We start from the raw sequence: 18,847 nt of genomic DNA on the forward strand, positions 1-18,847 counted from the left end.
GAGGCTAGGGCAGCCGTCGCGCCGCCACGAGCCGGGCGCGGGGGCTGCCGTCGTCGCGCCGTCCGAACTCGGGCAGGGGGTACAGGTCCACCGCGAAGCCGGCGCGTTCCAGCTCCCGCAGCACACTCCCGAACCGGAACGCCCGGTAGTACATGACGAAGGGCGGCCGCCACACCGCGTTGCGCACCCGCATGACCGCGTCGAAGCCGAGCAGGATCCAGAATCCCGGACGGGACGGACGGGGCGGGGCGAGCACGGGGAACGCGAAACGACCACCCGGCCGCAGGACCGAGCGGACCTGGGCGAACAGCCCCGGCAGCTCGCGCGGCAGGAAGTGACCGAAGGCCCCGAAGCTCACCACCAGGTCGAAGGCGGACGCGAACGGCAAGGCGCGGGCGTCCCCGCGCACCCAGGCGATCCGCGGTTCCTCGGGACGGGGCTGCCGCCGGGCGACGTCGAGCATCCCGGCGCTGAAGTCGACGCCCGTGATGCTCTCCCGGCACACCCGCCCCAGCACGTCCGTCCCGGCGCCGGTGCCGCAGCACAGGTCGAGCCCGTCCGCGAAGGGGCCGAGCCGGGTGAGCGCCTCGGCGACGGATTCCAGCACCGAGTCCGGCGTACGGAAGGGGGTGTGGTCGAACTTGGGCGCCAGCAGGTCGTAGCCGCGCTCGACGGACGACAGTGCCTGGACGGCGAGCTCGCGGAGGCTGGGTCCTTCGGGGCTGAACATTCGGCCAGCCTAGGGGGAGCGGTGCTGTTCCTGTGGACACGGTAACGGACGCAGCCTATTCTCATCGACATCTAATCAATTAATTGACTATGAGGTGAGCCGATGCGAGCGTTCCGTGAGGCGGTCGAGGCCCGCGATCTCGATGCCGTCGAGGCGCTGCTGGCGCAGGACGTCGTCTTCACCAGCCCGGTCGTGTTCAAGCCGTACTCCGGCAAGGCCATCACGGCGGCGATCCTGCGCGGGGTCCTGCGGGTCTTCGAGGACTTCCGGTACGACCGTGAGCTCGCCGGCGCCGACGGCCGCGACCACGCGCTGGTGTTCACCACCCGAGTCGGCGACCGGGAGATCAACGGCTGCGACTTCATCCATGTGAACGAGGACGGCCTGATCGACGAGTTCATGGTCATGGTGCGCCCGCTGTCGGGCGCCCAGGCCCTGGCGGAGGCCATGGGCGCGCAGTTCGACCGCATAGCCAAGGAGGCGGAGGAGGCTGAGGCGCGGGCCGTCTGAGCGACGTGCCTCCGACGACGGCGGCTCCGTACCCGGCGAAGTCGCAACGGCCGTTGCCGGTCAGGGAGATGGCGGGCCGGACCAGCGTGTACGCGCCGGAAGGGGAAGCCGAGCGTCTCGTGGGTGACCTCGTTCGCGGCGGCCACGGTGAGCACGACGTCGCCGCGGTAGGTGTCGGCCTGGATCAGGGTCGCGGTGCCGCCGGTCGCGGTGAGCAGCCGTCCCAGGCTCGTACGTCTCGCCAGAGGCGACCATGATTCGCGTGCCGGTGGTGCGCACTAAGGAGTGAATCAGCCGCGCGCACAAGGGAATAGGCGTGTGGTGTGCGCATGCCGGACCCGATGCCTCGGATCGTGCGGCCCGCCTCATGCCCCTTCGTCCGGGCCCCTCTCGCGCCGACCCCGCAGGGCCGGGCGGGGACCGTGGGCGGGGTGGCGCCGCTGGTGGTCTGTCAGCTGCCCGACGAGGCGTCGTACGTGAACGGGGCGGAGACCACGGTCGACGGCGGACACACGGCCCACGACGGGGTGAAGGCGGTCGCGCGCCGGACAACGGCCGGTGATCTGCCGCGTCAAGGAGCGAGCTGCACGTCGTCGCGGTCGCTGCCCCGCCACAGGTATTCCGTGAGCTCCTCGCCCGCCCTGCGTTCCGCAGCCGGGTTCGCGGGCAGCGGCCAGGACAACGCGGTGTACAGCGCACGGCGGTGCAGATCCACGGACGCCCGGAACAGGTCGCCGTAGGCGATGGCGTTCGAGAGCACCCAGAACCGGTGCACCAGCCACATCAAAGGCACCAGCCCCACGAGGAGCCAGGGCGCCCAGCACGCCCAGGCCAGGGCGAGCACGGTCCACACGACGCACTCGGCCGAACGCCGCAGTGCCGTGTGGGCGGCCGTCAGGTCGTTCCGCGACTGCTCCGGGAGTACCGCCCACAAATGCGGCCAGCACTTCACCACGTCGAGGCCGTACTTGTCCCTCGCCTCGCTCTCGGCCGCGCGCAGACACATCCCCAGGCGTGTGGGCATGTGCTGTGCCTTTCGCGGCGGGTTGCGCCGCAGTTCCGCGTCGAGCCGCTGGTACTCCCGTTCCTGGTCCGCGTCCGCCGCACCGTTGTCGATCAGCGGTGCCAGGTCGTCGTAGCGCTTCTGGAGGCGGCTCACGCGTCCGGTCTGCCGATCGCTCAGTTGGCGGCGCAGGGGATCGAGCCAGGGCCACCAGTAGCCCGCCAGACCACGCAGCACCGGGGCGGAGATCCGCTCGACGGCCTGGCCCGACGTGCCGACGGCAAGCAGCCCGGCCGCCAGCGCCGCGACCTGGACGACGACCGGCTGCCCCCGCAGCCATGCCGACCTGTCCGCGATCCACCGGGTGCCGTGGGCGTGGGAGTACGCGACGGCGCCCAGTGCCCAGACCAGCAGTGCGGGGAGGGCGGCCACGAGCCACTTCTCGCCGAGTTTCGAGCCGACGCTCTCCCAGAACTTACCCAGCACGCCCGGCCCCCGTCAGGCCTTGACCAGCGTGCGGCCGTGCGTGGCACAGCGGGGCACTTCCTGTCCGATGTGGCGACGCCACCAGACGACGTCCCCGCCGACCGGGCACACGTACTTGGGTCCCGGGCGCAGGGCCTCGCCGTCCCCGGACGGTACCGGCCCGGCGGGGCCCCGCGTGCCGGGTCCGGCGAACTCGGGCGGTACCCCGAAATCAATGAACTGGGCCGCCCACACCTGAGTGATCGGGTTGCCTTCGAGCACCCGGAGCACGCTCTCCGCCGCCCCCGATCCGGCGCCCGGATCCAGCAGCCGGGCGAGTTCAGTGTCCAGCCGCGCGGCCCGTTCCGGAGCGTGGGAGAACAGTTCGGGGAGATAGGGCCGGATCGCCCGCGCGGCCTCCAGGACCACTCCCGGATCCGGGACGTTCGGAGCGTCAGGGGCAATATCCTCGTACCGCACGGGCTCAGGGTGCCACAACCGTGGCTGGTGTGAACGGTGTTGGCGAATCCGGCACCGGAGTTGCCGTCATGTCCTCGCAGCCTCACACGAGTTGCGCGCTTCCGATACACCGCGGGCCTCCCCTCTTGCTACGGTCGACGGACCACGTGCCGGCGACGGCCGCCGGCGCACGTGTGGGCGGGGTTGCTGCCCCGGGGGGACGAGTTCACGCGGTGGGGTGCGATGGAGCCGGAGAACGTGTTGGCCGCAGCGGACGTGCTGCTGACCGAGCTGAGTGAGACGGCGGGGCTCCGCGCGGATCTCGTCCAGATCCTGCAGGACCGGGAGGGCGTCGACCAGGAGGCACTTGCCGACAATGTCGTGACCGCGGTGCTGGCCCATCCGGAGGCGCTGGCGCGCTTCGAGGAACTGCTGCTGCCCCAGGAGGAGCTTCACGCGGCACCGCTCCCGGAGCTGGCGGGAGTGCCGGCTGTCTCGGCCCAGGCCCCACCGGGCTCGGGCAGCCCGTCGGAGTGCTGCGGCTTCCCTCGGATCGACGCCCCCGGTGAAGTCGTCGCGGAATGGCCCTTCCACGTCGTCGTCGGCCTGTCCCCCGAGATCATCGGTTCCGTCTCCGGCGGTGCCGTGCGGGGCGCGGACTCCCGTTGTCCACTCACGGTCACCGTGCAGACCATCGCGGACGGGTTCACGCTGGTCGACGGGGATTCCTGGGTCGCCGACCTGCGGGTAACCGAGACGGAGCGCTACCCCCTGCACGTGCTGAAGGTCCGTGCGGACCCGGACGGGCGCCCGGTGCGGGCCGGCATGCTGCAGGTGGTCTACAGCATCGACGGGGAAGTGGTGGGGATGGGCTACAGGTCCATCGCCGTCGTGAAGGACCCGAGAATGCTCGGTGAGAGCCCCGACACGGCCGACGGCACGTCCCGGGCGCTGTTGCTGCCGCGCGGGGACGAGCCTGCCGACCTCACCGTCACCATCGTCCGGGCCGACCGTCCCGGGCGTTTCCTGTTCTCCTACATGTCGCCGCACGTACGGTGGCCCGGCTTGCAGGAGCAGTGCGACGTGGGCGCGGACGCACCGGACTACGCCTTCTCCGTGATCAGCCGGATGGCCGACCGCCAAAAGCGCCCCGACCTGATGGCCTTCATGACGGGACTGGGCCGGGAGATCACCGATGTCATGCCGACCGGCCTGTGGACCGTCCTCGACGCGGTCGCCGAGGCCGTGTCCCCGCGCGTACCCGCGGTGCTCATCCAGTCGGCCGAAGCGTACATGCCGTGGGAACTGGCCGTCCTTCCGAAGCCCTTGTTGGGTGACGCGCCCGACACGCTGCCCGCGGATGCGCCCGCGTTCCTCGGCTGTCAGGTCGCCCTGGGCCGCTGGGTGCTCGCCGACCGCCGGATCATGGTGCCGCCCCCGATGGTCGTCCGGGCCGCCTCCATGGAGGTGATCTCCGGTGTCTACGAGAGCGGCGGCTGGCAGCGGCTCGTCGACGCCGAGCTGGAGGCCGCGACGCTGATCGACAGCTACGGCGCCACCCAGATCGAGGCACGCCTCACCGAGGTCGTCAGCCACCTCAAGGACGGACCGATCGCGGGGATCGTCCACTTCGCGGGCCACGGGCAGCACGGTACGGACGGCTGGGACAACGGGCTGGTGATGATCGACGGACACACGCTCGATCCGACGACCGTCAAGGCATACGACTTCCCGGGCGAGACCTTCGTCTTCCTCAACGCGTGCAAGGCAGCCGCCGTCCAAGGTGTGTTCGGCGGCTACGCGGGGCTCGTGCAGGCCTTCCTCGGCATCGGAGCCAGCGCCGTGGTGTCGCCGCTGTGGGCGCTGGACGACCGGGACGCGCGGTGTGTGGCGCTGGCCTTCTACCGACGAGTCCTGAAGGGCGAGAGGCCGGCCGAGGTGATGCGGTCGCTGCGGGCCGCGGCGCGTGACGACGGCGAACTCGCGTTCAGTGCCATGGCGTACCAGTTCTTCGGGCATCCTCATATGCAGGTGGAGCGCGTCGGTCAGTTCTGCGGCACCGAGGGGGATGCGGCGTGAGCCCGAACAGTCACGAACCCCCGCGCGGCGACACGGCCGAGAGGGCGGCACGGGACGTTCCGCGCAGCGTCAGGGATCCGGAGGAGCTCGTGGAGGAGCTCTACTCCCGGGCCCACGACCCAGGTGAGGAAGTCCTGCGTCTGGTCCTGGACATCACCAGGATCTGCGTGGACAGGCTGCACGCGGCGCAGTCCTCCTGGGACATCGACGAGGCCCTGCGCATCCTGGAACGGACACTGGAGAGGTCTCCCGACCGACGGCTGTACCGCTATGTCTCCCTCGGGTACGGGATCGCGTTCCTGGAGGCCTTCCGAGTCCGCCGGGACATCACCGACCTGTCCCGGGCGCTGGAGGGGCTGCGTGATGCGAAGAGCGATGTGGCGCCCGGGTTCGAGACCGGTCTGACGTATTACACGCTCGCGCACGCCCTGTTGACGGCGTACGAGGCGGGCAAGGCGGAGGAGTCCTCCGTGGAGGAGGTCATCCGGCTGCTCGACGTCGCACTCAGCCAGGGGTTCAATCGCTTCACGCGCAGGACCGACCTGGTACGGCTACTCGCCGTGGCCCAGTCGTTCCGGTACCGGTCACGGCAGGGTGAGCGTCGCGCGGCACGAGAGTTCCGCGACGCCCTGTCGCTGCTCGCCCGCTACCGCGCCCACGAGGCAAGGGCCTCGGCCCCGTGGCGGCAACTGGCCAACACCCACGGCTGGATGCTACTGATCGGATTCGATGTCGAGGGCCGCGAGGACGACCTGGCCGAAGCGGTCCGGGTGCTCACCGAGGCCGCCGACTCCGGCTCCGTCGAGCCGACCCCCTTCCTCCTGCTGGGCGATGTCGTGCCCGACACGCGTCTCAATCTCGCCGAGGCCCTGTACCACCGGGCCCTGCGCAGCCGGCGGTCCGCCGACCTGGATTCGGTGGTCCGTGTCCTCCAGACGGGATTGATCGACTGTCTGCCCACGCAACGCCGCAACATGCTCCAGCTGTTGGCCGACGTCAGCATCGTGCAGTACGACGTCCGTGGCGATCGCGGCGCCCTGGACCGGGCGCTGTCCGCCGGAGAACTGGCCCTGGGCGTGGTTCCGTTGACAAGCACGGTCTATCCGGAGGCGCTCGAATGGGTGGCACAGCTGCGTTCGGCGCTGCTGGTACGGACCGCCGAGCGCACCCACATCGACCGGTCGATCGCCCTGTGGCGGGACGCCGCCATGCTGGCGGTCAGAGGCCGGGCGGACGCATCGAGGCCGTTCCGGGCGCTCGCCGACACCCTCATGATGAGACTCCGCATCAACGCTGCGATGGAGGGGCCGAAACGGGAGAACACGGCCGCGGACCTGAATACCGCGCTGGCCTCCTTCGACGAGGCGTTCCGCCGGGCCGAAGGGCAACACGAGGCGGGCCGGGCGGCGCTGCGCCACCTGCTCTTCTGCCTCGTGGACTACGGAGCGTTCAGCGGCGACGCCCACGCCCTGGAAGAGGCGCGCCGCTTCGTGGAGACCCACCTGCCGGGGACCGCGCCGACGACACTTCAACACCACGAGACCGCACAGGCCTCCTCGGACACCGATCTCCCTGTCGAAGGCGAGGCGGAACAACAGCACGTGGCGTTCTATCTGGGGCACGGGCTCAACCCGGACCTGTTCGACAGCGCCCCCGCGGATACCCCGCCCCTCGACGAACAGCACACGCAGACGTACCCTTACCTTTCCGCGCTCCGGCATCAGGCGAGACGCCTCGACAGCACCATGACGGCCTACTCCCTGCTGCGGCGGGAGCGTCTGCCGGAGGCGTTCGCGGCTCTGGAGGAGCTGTGCTCCAGCCCGGAATCGCTCGGCGCGACGCTTCCTTGGGGCACCAAGGCACAGTTGGTCGCGGCAGCGCCCATGGACGAGGTGCAGCAACGGCTGGGCGACCGGCAGACCATCCATCTGCTGGCAACCGTCGAGGGCGGAGCGGCCCTGATCACGGACGCGACGAGCGTCCGCCACGTACTGCTGCCCGCCCTCACCACGGAGCGCGTCATCGAGCTGTCCCGAAGGATCCAGACCGCGACCGGAGCAGACCGGATCTCGCTGACCGGGGCGAGTCTTCTCGAGGAGACCTGCGCCGAACTGTGGAAGCTGTGCATGCGGCACGTGATGCCGGCGGTGGACCCGGGACGCCCTGTCGTCCTGGTGCCCACCGGACAACTCCGCCTGCTTCCCCTGCACTCCGCCTTCCGGCGAGACCCGGAAACACCCGCAGCACGCCGCTATCTCCTCGACGAATGGCGTCTGAGTTACGCTCCCAGCGCCTCGCGTGTCACGGCACCCGCGTCGCCGGACCGGTCCCAGGCGGGAGTGCGTGTCTACGGCGGTGGGCCGGAGACCGAGGTGCACGGGTGGCCGAGCATTCCCCTGGGCGATCTGTGGGACGACAGGTTCGACCGGACGTCCCTGCCCGAGGTTCTCGGCAGCGAGACCACCGCGCTCCATTTCACCGGACACGGTACAGCCAATCCCCTTTCTCCTCTGGACAGTTGGATCAGCCTCGGCGACGAGCGCGTCACCGTCCGAGGCATGCTCGCCGACGGGATCCGCTCCCCTTTGGTCATCGTCGACAGCTGTCACGCCGGATCCTCCGGCGGGTTGGCCCCACCAAACCCGCTTCCGCTGTCCTATTCGCTCGTCATCTCAGGGGCGAAGGGGTGCGTGGCACCTCTGTGGCAGCCGGGCAACCGGGTCGCCCGGCTCCTGACCGCGTTCTTCTACGAGGAGTGGAAGTCCCACTCCCCCGCCGAGGCGCTGCGTTCGGCACAACTCCGCCTTCGGAACGCCACGAACGAACAGCTCGTCGAGCGTCTCCCGGAGTTGGGCAGCACACCTATGTCACCCGGGTCACGCGCGCGGTGGGCCCGTGTCACGCCCTTCGCCGGCATCGGCCACTGGGCGGCCTTCGTCTATACCGGCGCATAGGACCGAGCGGCACCGGAAACTCCGTCCGGGCGAAAAGTCAGGAGACTGGGGCGTCGGCCCCCGTCGCCTCGGAGTCGATGCCGCCGAATGCCTGGATCCCGGCCTCGATCCACTCCCGCGCGCCGGCATCGGTGGACAGGCCGACGGGCGCGAGGGAGCGCATGACTCCCCCCGGCCTTCTCCACGAGTTCAACGGTTTCGGCCACGGCCCGGCCTATTCCGGCTCCCGTGCCACTGATGAAGGCGATGGAACAAGAAATGCGTCAGGAAGAGGCCATCGAGGGTTCGTACAGTTGGTAAGGGCAGCGTGCTCTTCGGATACTCACCGGACGCGCACAGGAAGGGTCCGCACACTGTTGCCGACGAAACTGGCGTGACGGGAGAGCTCGCGCTCGGGCACGGCGAGGTCCAGGCCGGGGAAGCGGTTGAACAACCGCTCCAGTGCGACGGTGGCCTCCAGCCGGGCCAGCGGCGCGCCCAGACAGTAGTGGGCGCCGTGCCCGAGCGAGAGGTTCCGTACAGCGTCCGGGCGGGCGGCGCGGGTGACGTCGAACCGGTCGGCGTCCGGCCCGTGCGCGGCGCGGTCGCGCCCTGCGGCGGAGTACCCGGCCAGCACGGGCGTGCCCCGGGGGATGAGGGTGCCGTCCAGGGTCAGGTCCCGTACGGGATACCGGAACGGGAAGTAGCTGACGGGAGCGTCCCAGCGCAGCGTCTCCTCGACGACGTCCAGCCAGCTCGCCTCCCCCTTCCGGACGAGCGCGAGCTGACCGGGGTGGCCGCACAGGGCCCGTACGGCGTTGGTGATCAGGTTCAGCGTGGTCTCGTGCCCGGCGATGATCATCAGCACCAGAGTGCCGATGAGCTCCTCCTGGCCCAGCCGGTCGCCGTCCTCGTCGCGGACGGCGATCAGGGCGCTGGTGAGGTCGTCGCCGGGCCGCTCGGCCTTGGCCGCGGCGATGGCGGCCAGGGTGCCGACGAGTTCACGGTTGGCGGCGACGGCCTCGCGAGGGCCGATGTCGGTGGCCACGACCTGGCTGCACAGCTGGTGCAGCCGGTCCCGGAACTCGGCTTCGACGCCGAGGAGTTCGCTGATGACACCCATCGGCAGCGGCAGCGCGAAGTGCCGCCTGAGATCGGCGACGCCGTCACCCGCCTCCGCGGCCCGCGCAAGGTCGTCGAGCAGCGAGGCCGTCAACTTCTCGATCCGGGGCCGCAGTTCCTCGACCCGGCGGGGCGTGAAGGCCCGGCTCACCAGCGAACGCAGCCTGCGGTGGTCGTCGCCGTCGGCGGTGGTCATGCCCCGCACGGTGGCGAAGGTCGCGAGCGGCCAACCGTCGGTGATCCGTCCCTCGCGCAGTGCGGTGAAGTGCCGTGCGTCCTTGGCGACATCGGGGTGCTGAAGGAACTCCTTGAGCGCCTCGTGCCCGAGTACGGCCATCCCCTCGATGTCTCCCGGCAGCACGACCGGCACCACGGCACCGCGCGCCAGCAACCGCGCGTTGTCGGCGTGCGGGCAGCCGCCGCCGGGGTTCATACGGTGCGGCGGTATGGCGGGCGAGGTCTCCACCGGGTGCTCTCCTGAGGGCCGTACGACCGGACGCGACGTGCCCGATCGTAAGCTCACCCGACCTGTTTCCGAACCGGGATTCACGTCAACTCGCGCTCAGGACGGCCACGCCGTCACCTGCCGGTTCGCAAGTGCTTCGGCTGCGTGCGCGATCTTGCGCCTGTCTCATCCGGCCGACGGCGGAACAGCTCGCGCCGACAGCGCGTTGAGACAACCGACCGGCGCGCCGCCGCGTCGAGTGGTACTCTGCGGTCAGCACTTGTGTACGCCCCCTTTGGGGCGCCGGTGCCAGTTTCCCTTCATCGCCCCGATCCGTCCGTCGATTCCGGTCGGCGCGCATCGGTTTCCCAGCGCCACCTCGCGTCTCTCGTGGCCAAGCGTGTCCGAGCGCGTCCGAGGTGCTGTTCCCGCCGCCCGGAGGCATGGGCGTACGCCTCCCGCTCGCGGCCCTCTCCCCCCTTTCCTCATGTCTTCCGTCCGTGAAAGGACCATCGATGACCACCACACTCGAACAGCCCCCTGTACAGCAGCAGCCCGCGACACCCCGGACCGTCACCGGTGTCCTCGACATCGACGCCGGCGGAAAGGGGTACCTGCGCGCCGAGAGCTGCCTGCCCTCGGCCTCCGACCCCCAGGTCGGTGCCGCACTGATCCGCCGTCACGGTCTGCGCAAGGGCGACCTCGTCGAGGGCGTCCGTGGAGCGCAGCGCTCGCTCACCGAGGTCGGGCGTGTGAACGGCCGTACGCCCGAGGAGCTGCGCGGCCGCCGGCACTTCCGGGACCTCACTCCCCTGCACCCGCGCGAGCGGATCCGCCTCGAACACCCGGCCTCCGGCCTGGCCGGACGCGTCACCGACCTGTTCGCGCCCGTCGGCAAGGGCCAGCGCGGGCTCGTCGTGGCCCCGCCGAAGACCGGCAAGACCGTACTGCTCCAGCAGATCGCGGCCGCCGTCGCCGGCAATCACCCCGAGTGCCGCCTGATGGTGGTGCTGCTCGACGAGCGCCCCGAGGAGGTCACCGAGATGCGGCGCTCCGTGCGCGGCGAGGTGTACGCCTCGACCTTCGACCGGGCACCCAAGCAGCACATCGCGCTCGCGGAACTCGTGATCGAACGGGCCAAGCGGCTCGTCGAGGACGGCGAGGACGTCGTCGTCCTCCTCGACTCCCTCACCCGGCTGTGCCGGGCCCACAACAACGCGGCGGCCTCCGGTGGCCGCACCCTCAGCGGCGGCGTCGACGCGGCGGCGCTGCTCGGCCCCAAGCGGTTCTTCGGCGCCGCGCGCCGGGCCGAGGAGGGCGGCTCGCTCACCATCCTCGCCACCGCCCTGGTGGACACCGGCTCCCGTGCCGACGGCTACTACTTCGAGGAGCTCAAGAGCACCGGCAACATGGAGCTCCGCCTGGACCGGGAGCTCGCCTCCCGGCGGGTGTTCCCGGCCGTCGAACTCGGCACGTCCGGCACCCGCCGCGAGGAACTCCTGCTCTCCCCCGCCGAGTTGACCGCCGTACGGGGTCTGCGCCGGGCCCTGCAGTCCCGGGACGGCGGTCCGGCGAACCTGGAGACCCTGCTGGAGCGAATGCGCGAGACCCCGGACAACGCGACCTTCCTGCGCCGCGTCCAGCCGACGCTGCCGGCGGGCTAGCGCGCGGGTTCGCCGTACGGCCCGTGCGGCATCCGGGTTGTCGCTGACACCGTCCGGCCCTGGCAGCGCGCTGAACAGCAGTACCGTTTCTACGTTGACCATATGACTATCGGATTCTCATCCCGGGTGGCCGTGTCGACCTGTGCCCTGTGCGTGGCGGGCGTCCTGGCGCTCACGCCTGCCGCGGCCGCCTCCCGCACCGGAACGGTGGTACCGCAGCCGGCGGTCCTGTACCGGTCCGGCACACAGGTCAGAGCGCACCCCGGGGTGCCCGAGGTCCCGGCGGTCTCCGCGCTGTCGTGGCTGGTGGCCGACGCCGGCACCGGCGAGGTGCTGGCCGCGAGCGACGCGCACCGCAAACTGCCGCCCGCCAGCACCCTGAAGACGCTGTTCGCCCTCACCGTGCTGCCCGTCCTGCCCGGCGGCATCCAGCACACGGTGCGGCCGGAGGAACTGGCGGACGTCGGCGAGGGCAGCAGCCTGGTCGGGGTCGTGGAGGGACAGACGTACCGGGTGGCCGACCTGTGGCGCGGGGTCTTCCTCAGCTCGGGCAATGACGCCGTGCACGTGCTGGCCTCGCTCAACGGCGGCGTGCGCGGCACCGTCGCCGGGATGCAGGCCAAGGCCCGCGCCCTGGGCGCCCTGGACACCCATGTCGTCTCGCCCGACGGCTACGACGCGCCCGGCCAGGTGTCCTCGGCCTACGACCTGGCGGTCTTCGGCCGGGCCGGACTGCACAACGCCGACTTCGCCCGGTACTGCTCCACCGTCGACGCCCGGTTCCCGGACGGCGCGGGGTCCTTCGACATCGAGAACACCAACCGGCTGCTCACCGGCGAGGACGGCGTGGCGCGCTACCCCGGTCTGATCGGCGTCAAGAACGGCTACACCAGCAACGCCGGCAACACTCTGGTCGCCGCCGCCCACCAGGGCGGCCGCACGCTCGTGGTGACGGTGATGAACCCTCAGGAGGGCGGTGGGTTCGCCGTGTACGAGGAGGCGCGCGCACTGCTGGACTGGGGTTTCGCGGCCGCCGGGCGGGTCGATCCGGTGGGCTCGCTGGACGGGCTGCGGGCGAAGTCCTTCTCGGCCACGGGCGCGGTGGCGGCGGCCGCGTCCTCGGTTCCCGACGGCGATTCCGACTGGCCCGGCACCGGCGTCATCGCCGGCGCCGCCGGTCTCGGCGCCGGGGCCTTGGCGCTGGCGCTGCGGGTCAAGGGCGGCCGGTCCGCGCGCGGCTGACCGGACGGCAGCCCGAGGAGCAGGCCCAGTGTGATCCACGTATAGATGTTGCTGCCGAGGAATCCGTCGATGCCGGAGGCGTCCTCGAACCACAGCCACACGACGCTGGTGCACAGCACCGCGTACAGGGCGCCCGCCACCCGCGGGTGCCCGGACCGGACCAGCACGGCGAAGGACGGCAGCAGCCACACCAGGTGGTGCACCCAGGTGATCGGGCTGACCAGACAGGCGGCGAGACCGGTGAGGGCGAAGGCGGCCGTCCAGTCCCCCGCCGCGACGGCCCGGCGCGTCCGCCACGCCCACACGCACAGTACGAGCAGGACCGCCGTCGCCCACAACGGGCGGTCCGCGGCGCCCAGCCGGGCCAGTACGCCCTGCAGCGACTGGTTGGACACATAGTCGAGGCGGCCCACCCGGCCGGTGTCCCACAGCGCCTCGGTCCAGTAGAAGCGCGAGGCCCCGGGATCGGCCAGGGCCGCGAGCGCGGTCGCGGCCACGGCGACCCCGGAGGCCAGACCCGCGGCCCGCCACCGGCGGGCGAGCAGCAGCAGCCCGATGAAGAGGGCGGGCGTGAGTTTGATCGCGGCGGCGAGGCCGATCCCGGCACCCGCCCAGCGGCTGCGGCCGGTCGCCAGCAGCAGTCCGTCGCCCAGCACGAGTGCCAGCAGCAGGAGGTTCACCTGGCCGAAACTGAAGGTGTCACGGAGCGGTTCGTACAGCGCGAGCCCGCAGGCGGCCAGCGCCCAGCCGTACCAGCCGTAGCGCCGCCACTCGGTTCCGGCCAGGATGCGCAGCACGAAGGCCAGCGCGGCCAGGTTGAGCAGCACGGAGGCGACGATCGCCGTGCGCAGTCCCACGAAGGCCATCGGCAGCATGACGAGGGCGGCGAACGGCGGGTAGGTGAAGCCGTAGGCCGTCCCGGGCACCAGGTAGTCGTAGATCCGGCCGCCGTGGTGGACCCACGTGTTCACCGTTCCGTAGTAGACCCGCAGGTCGAACCAGTCGCGCAGCAGCGGCACGGTCGCCGTGAACACGGTGACGACGGCGGCGAGGACGACGATCAGGACCAGCCGGCCGCGTTCGGTCCGGGGCGCTCTCATGCCGTACGTCCCAGCGCCGGGGCCTGCGCCGCCTGGTGGGCCTGCCACAGGACGACCACCGCCAGCACGCCGCCTGAGACGGCGAGCACCAGTTGGCCGATGTCCGCGGGCCCGCCGCTGGGCAGGACGGCGAGCGCGAGCACCCCTGCCAGGGCGGCCACCCGGTGCCGTACCGACGTACTCGGCGCGGCGGCCGCGATCAGGAACAGGCCCCACAGGGCGTACCAGGGGCGGATCGCCGGACCGAAGGCGGCCACCGCCAGCAGGCTCAGCCCGAGCGCGTACACCGGCCGCGGACGCAGCCGAAGCCAGATGAACAGGACGGCGACGGCGGTGACCACGAGGCCGAGCGTGTGCCAGACGGGAATGGCCAGCGGCGCCAGATCGCTGCCGAGGTGGTCGAGCAGGGCGCCGGTGGCCCGGCCGAGCAGACTGGTGAGCGCCCAGTTGTGCGCGGACACCGGGGTGTCCAGGGCGCCTATCCAGCCGTAGCCCGTGCCGGCCACGGCTGTGGCGGCGACCGTGGTGGCACCGGCCGCGGCGCTCGTCGTCAGGACCGCCCGCGCCGGACTTCGGCCCGCCCGCACCTGGACGACCACGATCGCCAGCAGGCCGAGCGCGGCGGGTGCCTTGACCAGCGCGGCAAGGGTGACGAGCACGGCGCCCAGGACGGGCCACCGGCCGAGCGCGGCGACCAGGCCGACCCCGAGCAGGCCCAGCATGATGGCGTCGTTGTGGGCGCCCGCGACCAGGTGCAGCAGGACCAGCGGGTTGAGGGCGCCCAGCCACAGGGCCGCGGCCGGGTCGGCGCCGCTGTGCCGGGCCAGACGGGGCAGCGCGGCCGCCATCAGGGCCACCCCGAGCAGGGCGACGAGCCTCATCCCGACGAGCCCGGCGGGCAGTTCGCCGCGGGTCAGTCCGGACAGGGCCGAGGCCACGGCCAGGAACGCGGGGCCGTACGGGGCCCCGGTGTTGCGCCACACGGGGGCGACCTCGTCGGCCAGCGGACCGCCGAGCACGGCGGGCCCGTGCGCATACACGTCCATGTGCGCGTCGACCATGGCACCCTGCGCGAGATAGCTGTACACGTCCCGGCTGAACAACGGCGGTGCGAGCAGCAGCGGGGCCGCCCAGACGGCCAGGACGAGCAGCAGGGCGCGCGGGGCCGGCGGCTCGGGGCTGCGGACGAGACGGCCGAGCAGCAACCAGGCCGCGATCAGCAGGACGACGCCGAAGTACACCCCGACCAGGCCCAGGGCCGCCTGCGCCGAGGCGGGGGCCAGCAGTTCCCGGACGGGCAGGGCGCCGGCGGTCTCACCCCCCAGCGCGAGGAAGGCCGTGCCGGCCAGACCGAGTATCCGGCAGCGGCGGAGATCGACGGGAAAAGCCATGGCCAACACTGGGGAAGCGTGTCAACGCCGAATGGCGGGAAGGCGACGCCCCACCCTCCGGCGGGCGGCCTGCACGTGACCGGAGCGTGATCGGCGACGGAAAACGGCTGGAACGCCGCAACGGAAACGCTCGTGGATCAGAACACCGACAGTCCGGTGAGTGTCGTGAAGCGGTCGAGGGCCGCCACTCCCGCGACCGAATTGCCGCGCTCGTCGAGCCCCGGGCTCCATACGCACAGCGTGCACCGGCCCGGTACGACCGCGATGATTCCGCCGCCGACACCGCTCTTGCCGGGCAGGCCGACCCGGTAGGCGAATTCGCCCGCGGCGTCGTAGGTCCCGCAGGTGAGCATCACCGCGTTGACCTGCTTGGCCTGGCTGCGGGTGAGCAGCCGGGTGCCGTCGGCGCGGATGCCGTGGCGGGCCAGGAAGCCGGTGGCCAGGGCGAGGTCGGCGCAGGAAGCGGCGATGGAGCACTGCCGGAAGTACTGGTCGAGCAGGACCGGCACCGGGTTGTCGATGTTGCGGTACGACACCATGAAGTGGGCGAGGGCGGCGTTGCGGTCGCCGTGTGCCGTCTCGGAGGCGGCGACCTCCTTGTCGAAGTCCAGGGCGGGGTTGCCGCTCTCCGCGCGCAGGAAGGCCAGAAGCTCACCGGCCGCGTCTCCGGTACGGGTCTGGAGGCGGTCGGTGACCACCAGGGCGCCCGCGTTGATGAAGGGATTGCGCGGGATGCCGTTCTCGTACTCCAGCTGGACCAGGGAGTTGAACGGGTTGCCGGAGGGCTCGCGGCCCACGTGCTCCCAGAGTTCGTCACCTTCTCGGGCCAGGCCCAGGGCGAGGGTGAAGACCTTGGTGATGGACTGCGCCGAGAACGGCTGCCGCCAGTCCCCCACCCCGTAGACCATGCCGTCCAGCTCGGCCACGGCCATGCCGAAACGGCGTGGGTCGCAGGCCGCGAGCACCGGGATGTAGTCGGCGGGACGCCCGCGGCCGGGCGTCCGCTCCATCTCCTCGGCGATGCGCTCCAGGACCGGCAGGAAGGTGCGGGACGACGTCGTTGTCATGATCACTATTGTGCCTCCGGGCCGGTCCGGGCGCGTAGTCGCCGGTGTGAATCAGCAGGTCAGGGGCGGGGTGCGCCGCTACCCGCGACGATCTCGGGACGCAGCAGGTCCGCGAGGGTCTCGGCGGGCAACAGTCCCTTCTCCAGGACGAGTTCGGCCACGCCCCGGCCGGTGACGAGGGCCTCCTTGGCGATGTCGGTGGCCGCCGAGTACCCGATGTACGGGTTGAGGGCGGTGACCAGGCCGATGGAGTTCTCGACGCTCGCGCGCAGCGCCTCGGTGTTGGCGGTGATCCCGTCCACACAGCGCTCCGCGAGCGTGACGCACGCGCTCTGCAGGTGGGTGATGCTCTCCGACAGGGAGTGCAGGATGATCGGCTCGAAGGCGTTCAGCTGGAGCTGGCCGGCCTCGGCGGCCATGGTGATGGCGACGTCGTTGCCGATCACCTCGAAGGCGACCTGGTTGACGACCTCGGGAACGACCGGGTTGACCTTGCCGGGCATGATGCTCGAACCGGCCTGCACCGGGGGCAGGTTGATCTCGCCGAGGCCCGCGCGCGGCCCGGAGGACAGCAGACGCAGGTCGTTGCAGCTCTTGGAGAGCTTGACGGCGATCCGCTTGAGCACGCCGGACATCTGGACGAAGGCGCCGCAGTCCTGGGTGGCCTCGACCAGGTTGGCGGCGGTCACCAGGGGCAGCCCGGTGATGTCGGCGAGGTGCCGGCGGGCGGACTCGGCGTATCCGGCGGGGGCGTTGAGCCCGGTGCCGATCGCGGTGGCGCCCAGGTTGATCTCATGGATCAGCTCGACCGCTTCCGCGAGCCGGCTGCGGTCCTCGTCGAGCATGACGGCGTACGCCGAGAACTCCTGCCCGAGCGTCATGGGCACCGCGTCCTGGAGCTGGGTACGCCCCATCTTCAGGACGTCCCGGAACTCGACGGCCTTGCGGGCGAAGGAGTCCTGCAGCAGGGCCATGGCCTTGAGCAGTCCGCGGACGGCGAAGACGGTCGCGATCTTGACGGCGGTCGGGTAGACGTCGTTCGTCGACTGGCCGAGGTTGACGTCCTCGTTGGGGTGCAGGTGGCGGTACTGGCCCTTCTCGTGCCCGAGCAGTTCCAGCGCCCGGTTGGCGACGACCTCGTTGGCGTTCATGTTGGTCGAGGTGCCGGCGCCGCCCTGGATGACGTCCACGACGAACTGGTCGTGCAGCTTGCCGCCGCGGATCTCGCGGCAGGCGGCGACGATCGCGGCCGCCTTCTTCGGCTCCAGCAGGCCGAGTTCCTCGTTGGCGAGGGCGGCGGCCTCCTTGACCGCGGCCAGCGCGTCGATCAGATGCGGGTAGACGGAGATCGGCGTGCCGGTGATGGGGAAGTTCTCGGCCGCGCGCAGGGTGTGGACGCCCCAGTACGCGTCGGCGGGGACGTCACGGTCGCCGAGCAGGTCGTGTTCGCTTCGGGTGGCGACGGTCGTCATGGTGGTGCGGCCTCTTTCTGAGGGGTGGGAACGAGCGCCCCGGAGGGGGCGCGGGGTACTGCGCGACCGGCCAGGGACACCGTCCCTGGACGGCCCGCAGTCGAGAAGGTGGCTGTCGTTTCCGGCGGAGCGCTACGCGCAGGCCGGCAGCTGGACCGGATCCAGCGCCCGCACCGGTCGTACGCAGCCGACCGGCTCCGCTCCGCCGAGCAGCGGTTCGCCCGCGAACTCGGTGAGGAGCGCGGGGGCGACCCCGGCGCGGGCGAGGGCGGCCGCGGCGACGGGAACGCGGGCGCGGTTGGCGCCGTCGGCGATCTTGACGGCGACGGCCCGGCCGTCCGGCAGCGCCGCGACCTGGACGCCCTCGAAGCCGTCCTTGGCGAGCAGCCCGGGCACGGCCCGCATCAGCGCGGCCACGTCCCGGCCGGACCCGGAGGCCATCTCGGCGTGCTCGCGCATCGCGTCGGCCACCCGGGCCTCGGGGGTGCCGGGCGGCGCGGTGGTGATACGGGCGAGCGCGCGAGCCAGGCCGTGCAGGGAGACGGAGAACAGCGGGGCGCCGCAGCCGTCGACCGTCACGCGGGCGATGCGCTGGCCGGTGAGGTCCTCGACGATCTCGGCGATGGCCTGCTGGAGGGGGTGGGCCGGGTCGAGGTAGTCGTCCAGGGACCAGCCGTTGAGCTTGGCCGTCCAGAGCATCGCCGCGTGCTTGCCGGAGCAGTTCTGGGCGAGCCGGGAGGGCAGCCGGCCCTCGCGCACCCAGGCGTCCCGGACGACGGGGTCGTAGGGCATGTCGGGCACGTTGCGCAGGTCGTCCTCGGCGAGGCCGGCCAGTTCGAGCATCCGCCGGGTACCGGCGAGGTGGAGTTCCTCGCCGGAGTGGCTCGCGGCCGCCAGCGAGAGCAGGTCGCCGTCGAGCGGCAGCCCCGCCCGCAGCATGGCCACGGCCTGGACGGGCTTGAGCGCCGAGCGCGGGTAGAAGGCGGCCTCGATGTCGCCGAGCTGGAACTGGACCTCGCCGTCGGCGCCGAGGACGACGACGGAACCGTAGTGGATGCCCTCCACGACCCCGCCGCGTATCAGGTGGGCGACGGGAGCGTGGAGGGGCTCACGGACAAGGGGTGCGTCCGCGGGTGAACTGCTGTACATGACTGCCCGGATCACT

At 71.5% G+C, this 18,847-nt stretch carries 14 protein-coding genes and 1 pseudogene; 5 read left to right on the forward strand and 10 right to left on the reverse strand.

The features are described 5' to 3' along the window. Positions 1-4: 4 nt before the first annotated feature. Complete coding sequence (locus ACZ4EG_RS11875; RefSeq protein ID WP_467790533.1) at positions 5-730, reverse strand: class I SAM-dependent methyltransferase; 726 nt, start codon at positions 728-730, stop codon at positions 5-7. 102 nt (positions 731-832) lie between these two features. Here ACZ4EG_RS11875 and ACZ4EG_RS11880 point away from each other — a divergent pair, with 102 nt between their 5' ends. Beyond that, a complete protein-coding gene (locus tag ACZ4EG_RS11880; protein ID WP_467790534.1) occupies positions 833-1,240 on the forward strand; it encodes a nuclear transport factor 2 family protein in 408 nt (135 codons plus the stop codon). 571 nt (positions 1,241-1,811) lie between these two features. Here the strand turns inward: ACZ4EG_RS11880 and ACZ4EG_RS11885 are convergent. Further along, positions 1,812-2,729, reverse strand: a complete 918-nt coding sequence (locus ACZ4EG_RS11885; protein ID WP_453550515.1) for a hypothetical protein — start codon at positions 2,727-2,729, stop codon at positions 1,812-1,814. Positions 2,730-2,741: 12 nt separating this feature from the next. Further along, complete coding sequence (locus ACZ4EG_RS11890; protein ID WP_467790535.1) at positions 2,742-3,188, reverse strand: hypothetical protein; 447 nt, start codon at positions 3,186-3,188, stop codon at positions 2,742-2,744. A 237-nt stretch (positions 3,189-3,425) separates the two neighbouring features. Between ACZ4EG_RS11890 and ACZ4EG_RS11895 the strand changes: the two genes are divergently transcribed. Continuing rightward, on the forward strand, positions 3,426-5,246 hold the full coding sequence (locus ACZ4EG_RS11895) for a CHAT domain-containing protein (RefSeq protein ID WP_467790536.1): 1,821 nt from the start codon (positions 3,426-3,428) through the stop codon (positions 5,244-5,246). Further along, positions 5,243-8,200 (forward strand): CHAT domain-containing protein, encoded by a 2,958-nt coding sequence (locus ACZ4EG_RS11900; protein WP_467790537.1) that lies wholly within the window; start codon positions 5,243-5,245, stop codon positions 8,198-8,200. The genes ACZ4EG_RS11895 and ACZ4EG_RS11900 overlap by 4 nt, the downstream gene beginning before the upstream one ends. A 37-nt stretch (positions 8,201-8,237) precedes the next feature. On the opposite strand, the gene ACZ4EG_RS11905 is transcribed toward ACZ4EG_RS11900, so the two are convergent. Next, complete coding sequence (locus ACZ4EG_RS11905; RefSeq protein ID WP_467790538.1) at positions 8,238-8,363, reverse strand: hypothetical protein; 126 nt, start codon at positions 8,361-8,363, stop codon at positions 8,238-8,240. Between the two features lie 159 nt (positions 8,364-8,522). Next, a complete protein-coding gene (locus ACZ4EG_RS11910; protein ID WP_467790539.1) occupies positions 8,523-9,767 on the reverse strand; it encodes a cytochrome P450 family protein in 1,245 nt (414 codons plus the stop codon). Positions 9,768-10,261: 494 nt separating this feature from the next. Here ACZ4EG_RS11910 and rho point away from each other — a divergent pair, with 494 nt between their 5' ends. Both rho and ACZ4EG_RS11920 read left to right on the forward strand, forming a co-directional pair. Next, a complete protein-coding gene (gene rho / locus ACZ4EG_RS11915; protein WP_467790540.1) occupies positions 10,262-11,410 on the forward strand; it encodes a transcription termination factor Rho in 1,149 nt (382 codons plus the stop codon). 102 nt (positions 11,411-11,512) lie between these two features. Beyond that, positions 11,513-12,316, forward strand: a pseudogene (locus tag ACZ4EG_RS11920) (D-alanyl-D-alanine carboxypeptidase family protein); the annotation flags it as partial. A gap of 59 nt (positions 12,317-12,375) precedes the next feature. Here ACZ4EG_RS11920 and ACZ4EG_RS11925 read toward each other — a convergent pair. The 5 genes from ACZ4EG_RS11925 to ACZ4EG_RS11945 form a co-directional block, all read right to left on the reverse strand. Continuing rightward, positions 12,376-13,752, reverse strand: coding sequence for a glycosyltransferase 87 family protein (locus tag ACZ4EG_RS11925; protein ID WP_467790541.1), 1,377 nt, complete (start codon positions 13,750-13,752; stop codon positions 12,376-12,378). Continuing rightward, the gene (gene mptB / locus ACZ4EG_RS11930) at positions 13,749-15,143 is read right to left on the reverse strand and encodes a polyprenol phosphomannose-dependent alpha 1,6 mannosyltransferase MptB (RefSeq protein WP_467790542.1); all 1,395 of its coding nucleotides are present in this window, start codon (positions 15,141-15,143) and stop codon (positions 13,749-13,751) included. The genes ACZ4EG_RS11925 and mptB overlap by 4 nt, the downstream gene beginning before the upstream one ends. 137 nt (positions 15,144-15,280) lie before the next feature. Further along, on the reverse strand, positions 15,281-16,210 hold the full coding sequence (locus tag ACZ4EG_RS11935) for a glutaminase (RefSeq protein WP_467790543.1): 930 nt from the start codon (positions 16,208-16,210) through the stop codon (positions 15,281-15,283). 59 nt (positions 16,211-16,269) lie between these two features. Then, entirely contained in the window at positions 16,270-17,682 is a 1,413-nt protein-coding gene (aspA, locus tag ACZ4EG_RS11940) for an aspartate ammonia-lyase (protein ID WP_467790544.1), read from the reverse strand. Positions 17,683-17,814: 132 nt separating this feature from the next. Further along, positions 17,815-18,831, reverse strand: coding sequence for an asparaginase (locus ACZ4EG_RS11945; protein ID WP_467790545.1), 1,017 nt, complete (start codon positions 18,829-18,831; stop codon positions 17,815-17,817). Positions 18,832-18,847: the final 16 nt, after the last annotated feature.

It is taken from the genome of Streptomyces sp. NPDC025638, assembly GCF_055558775.1.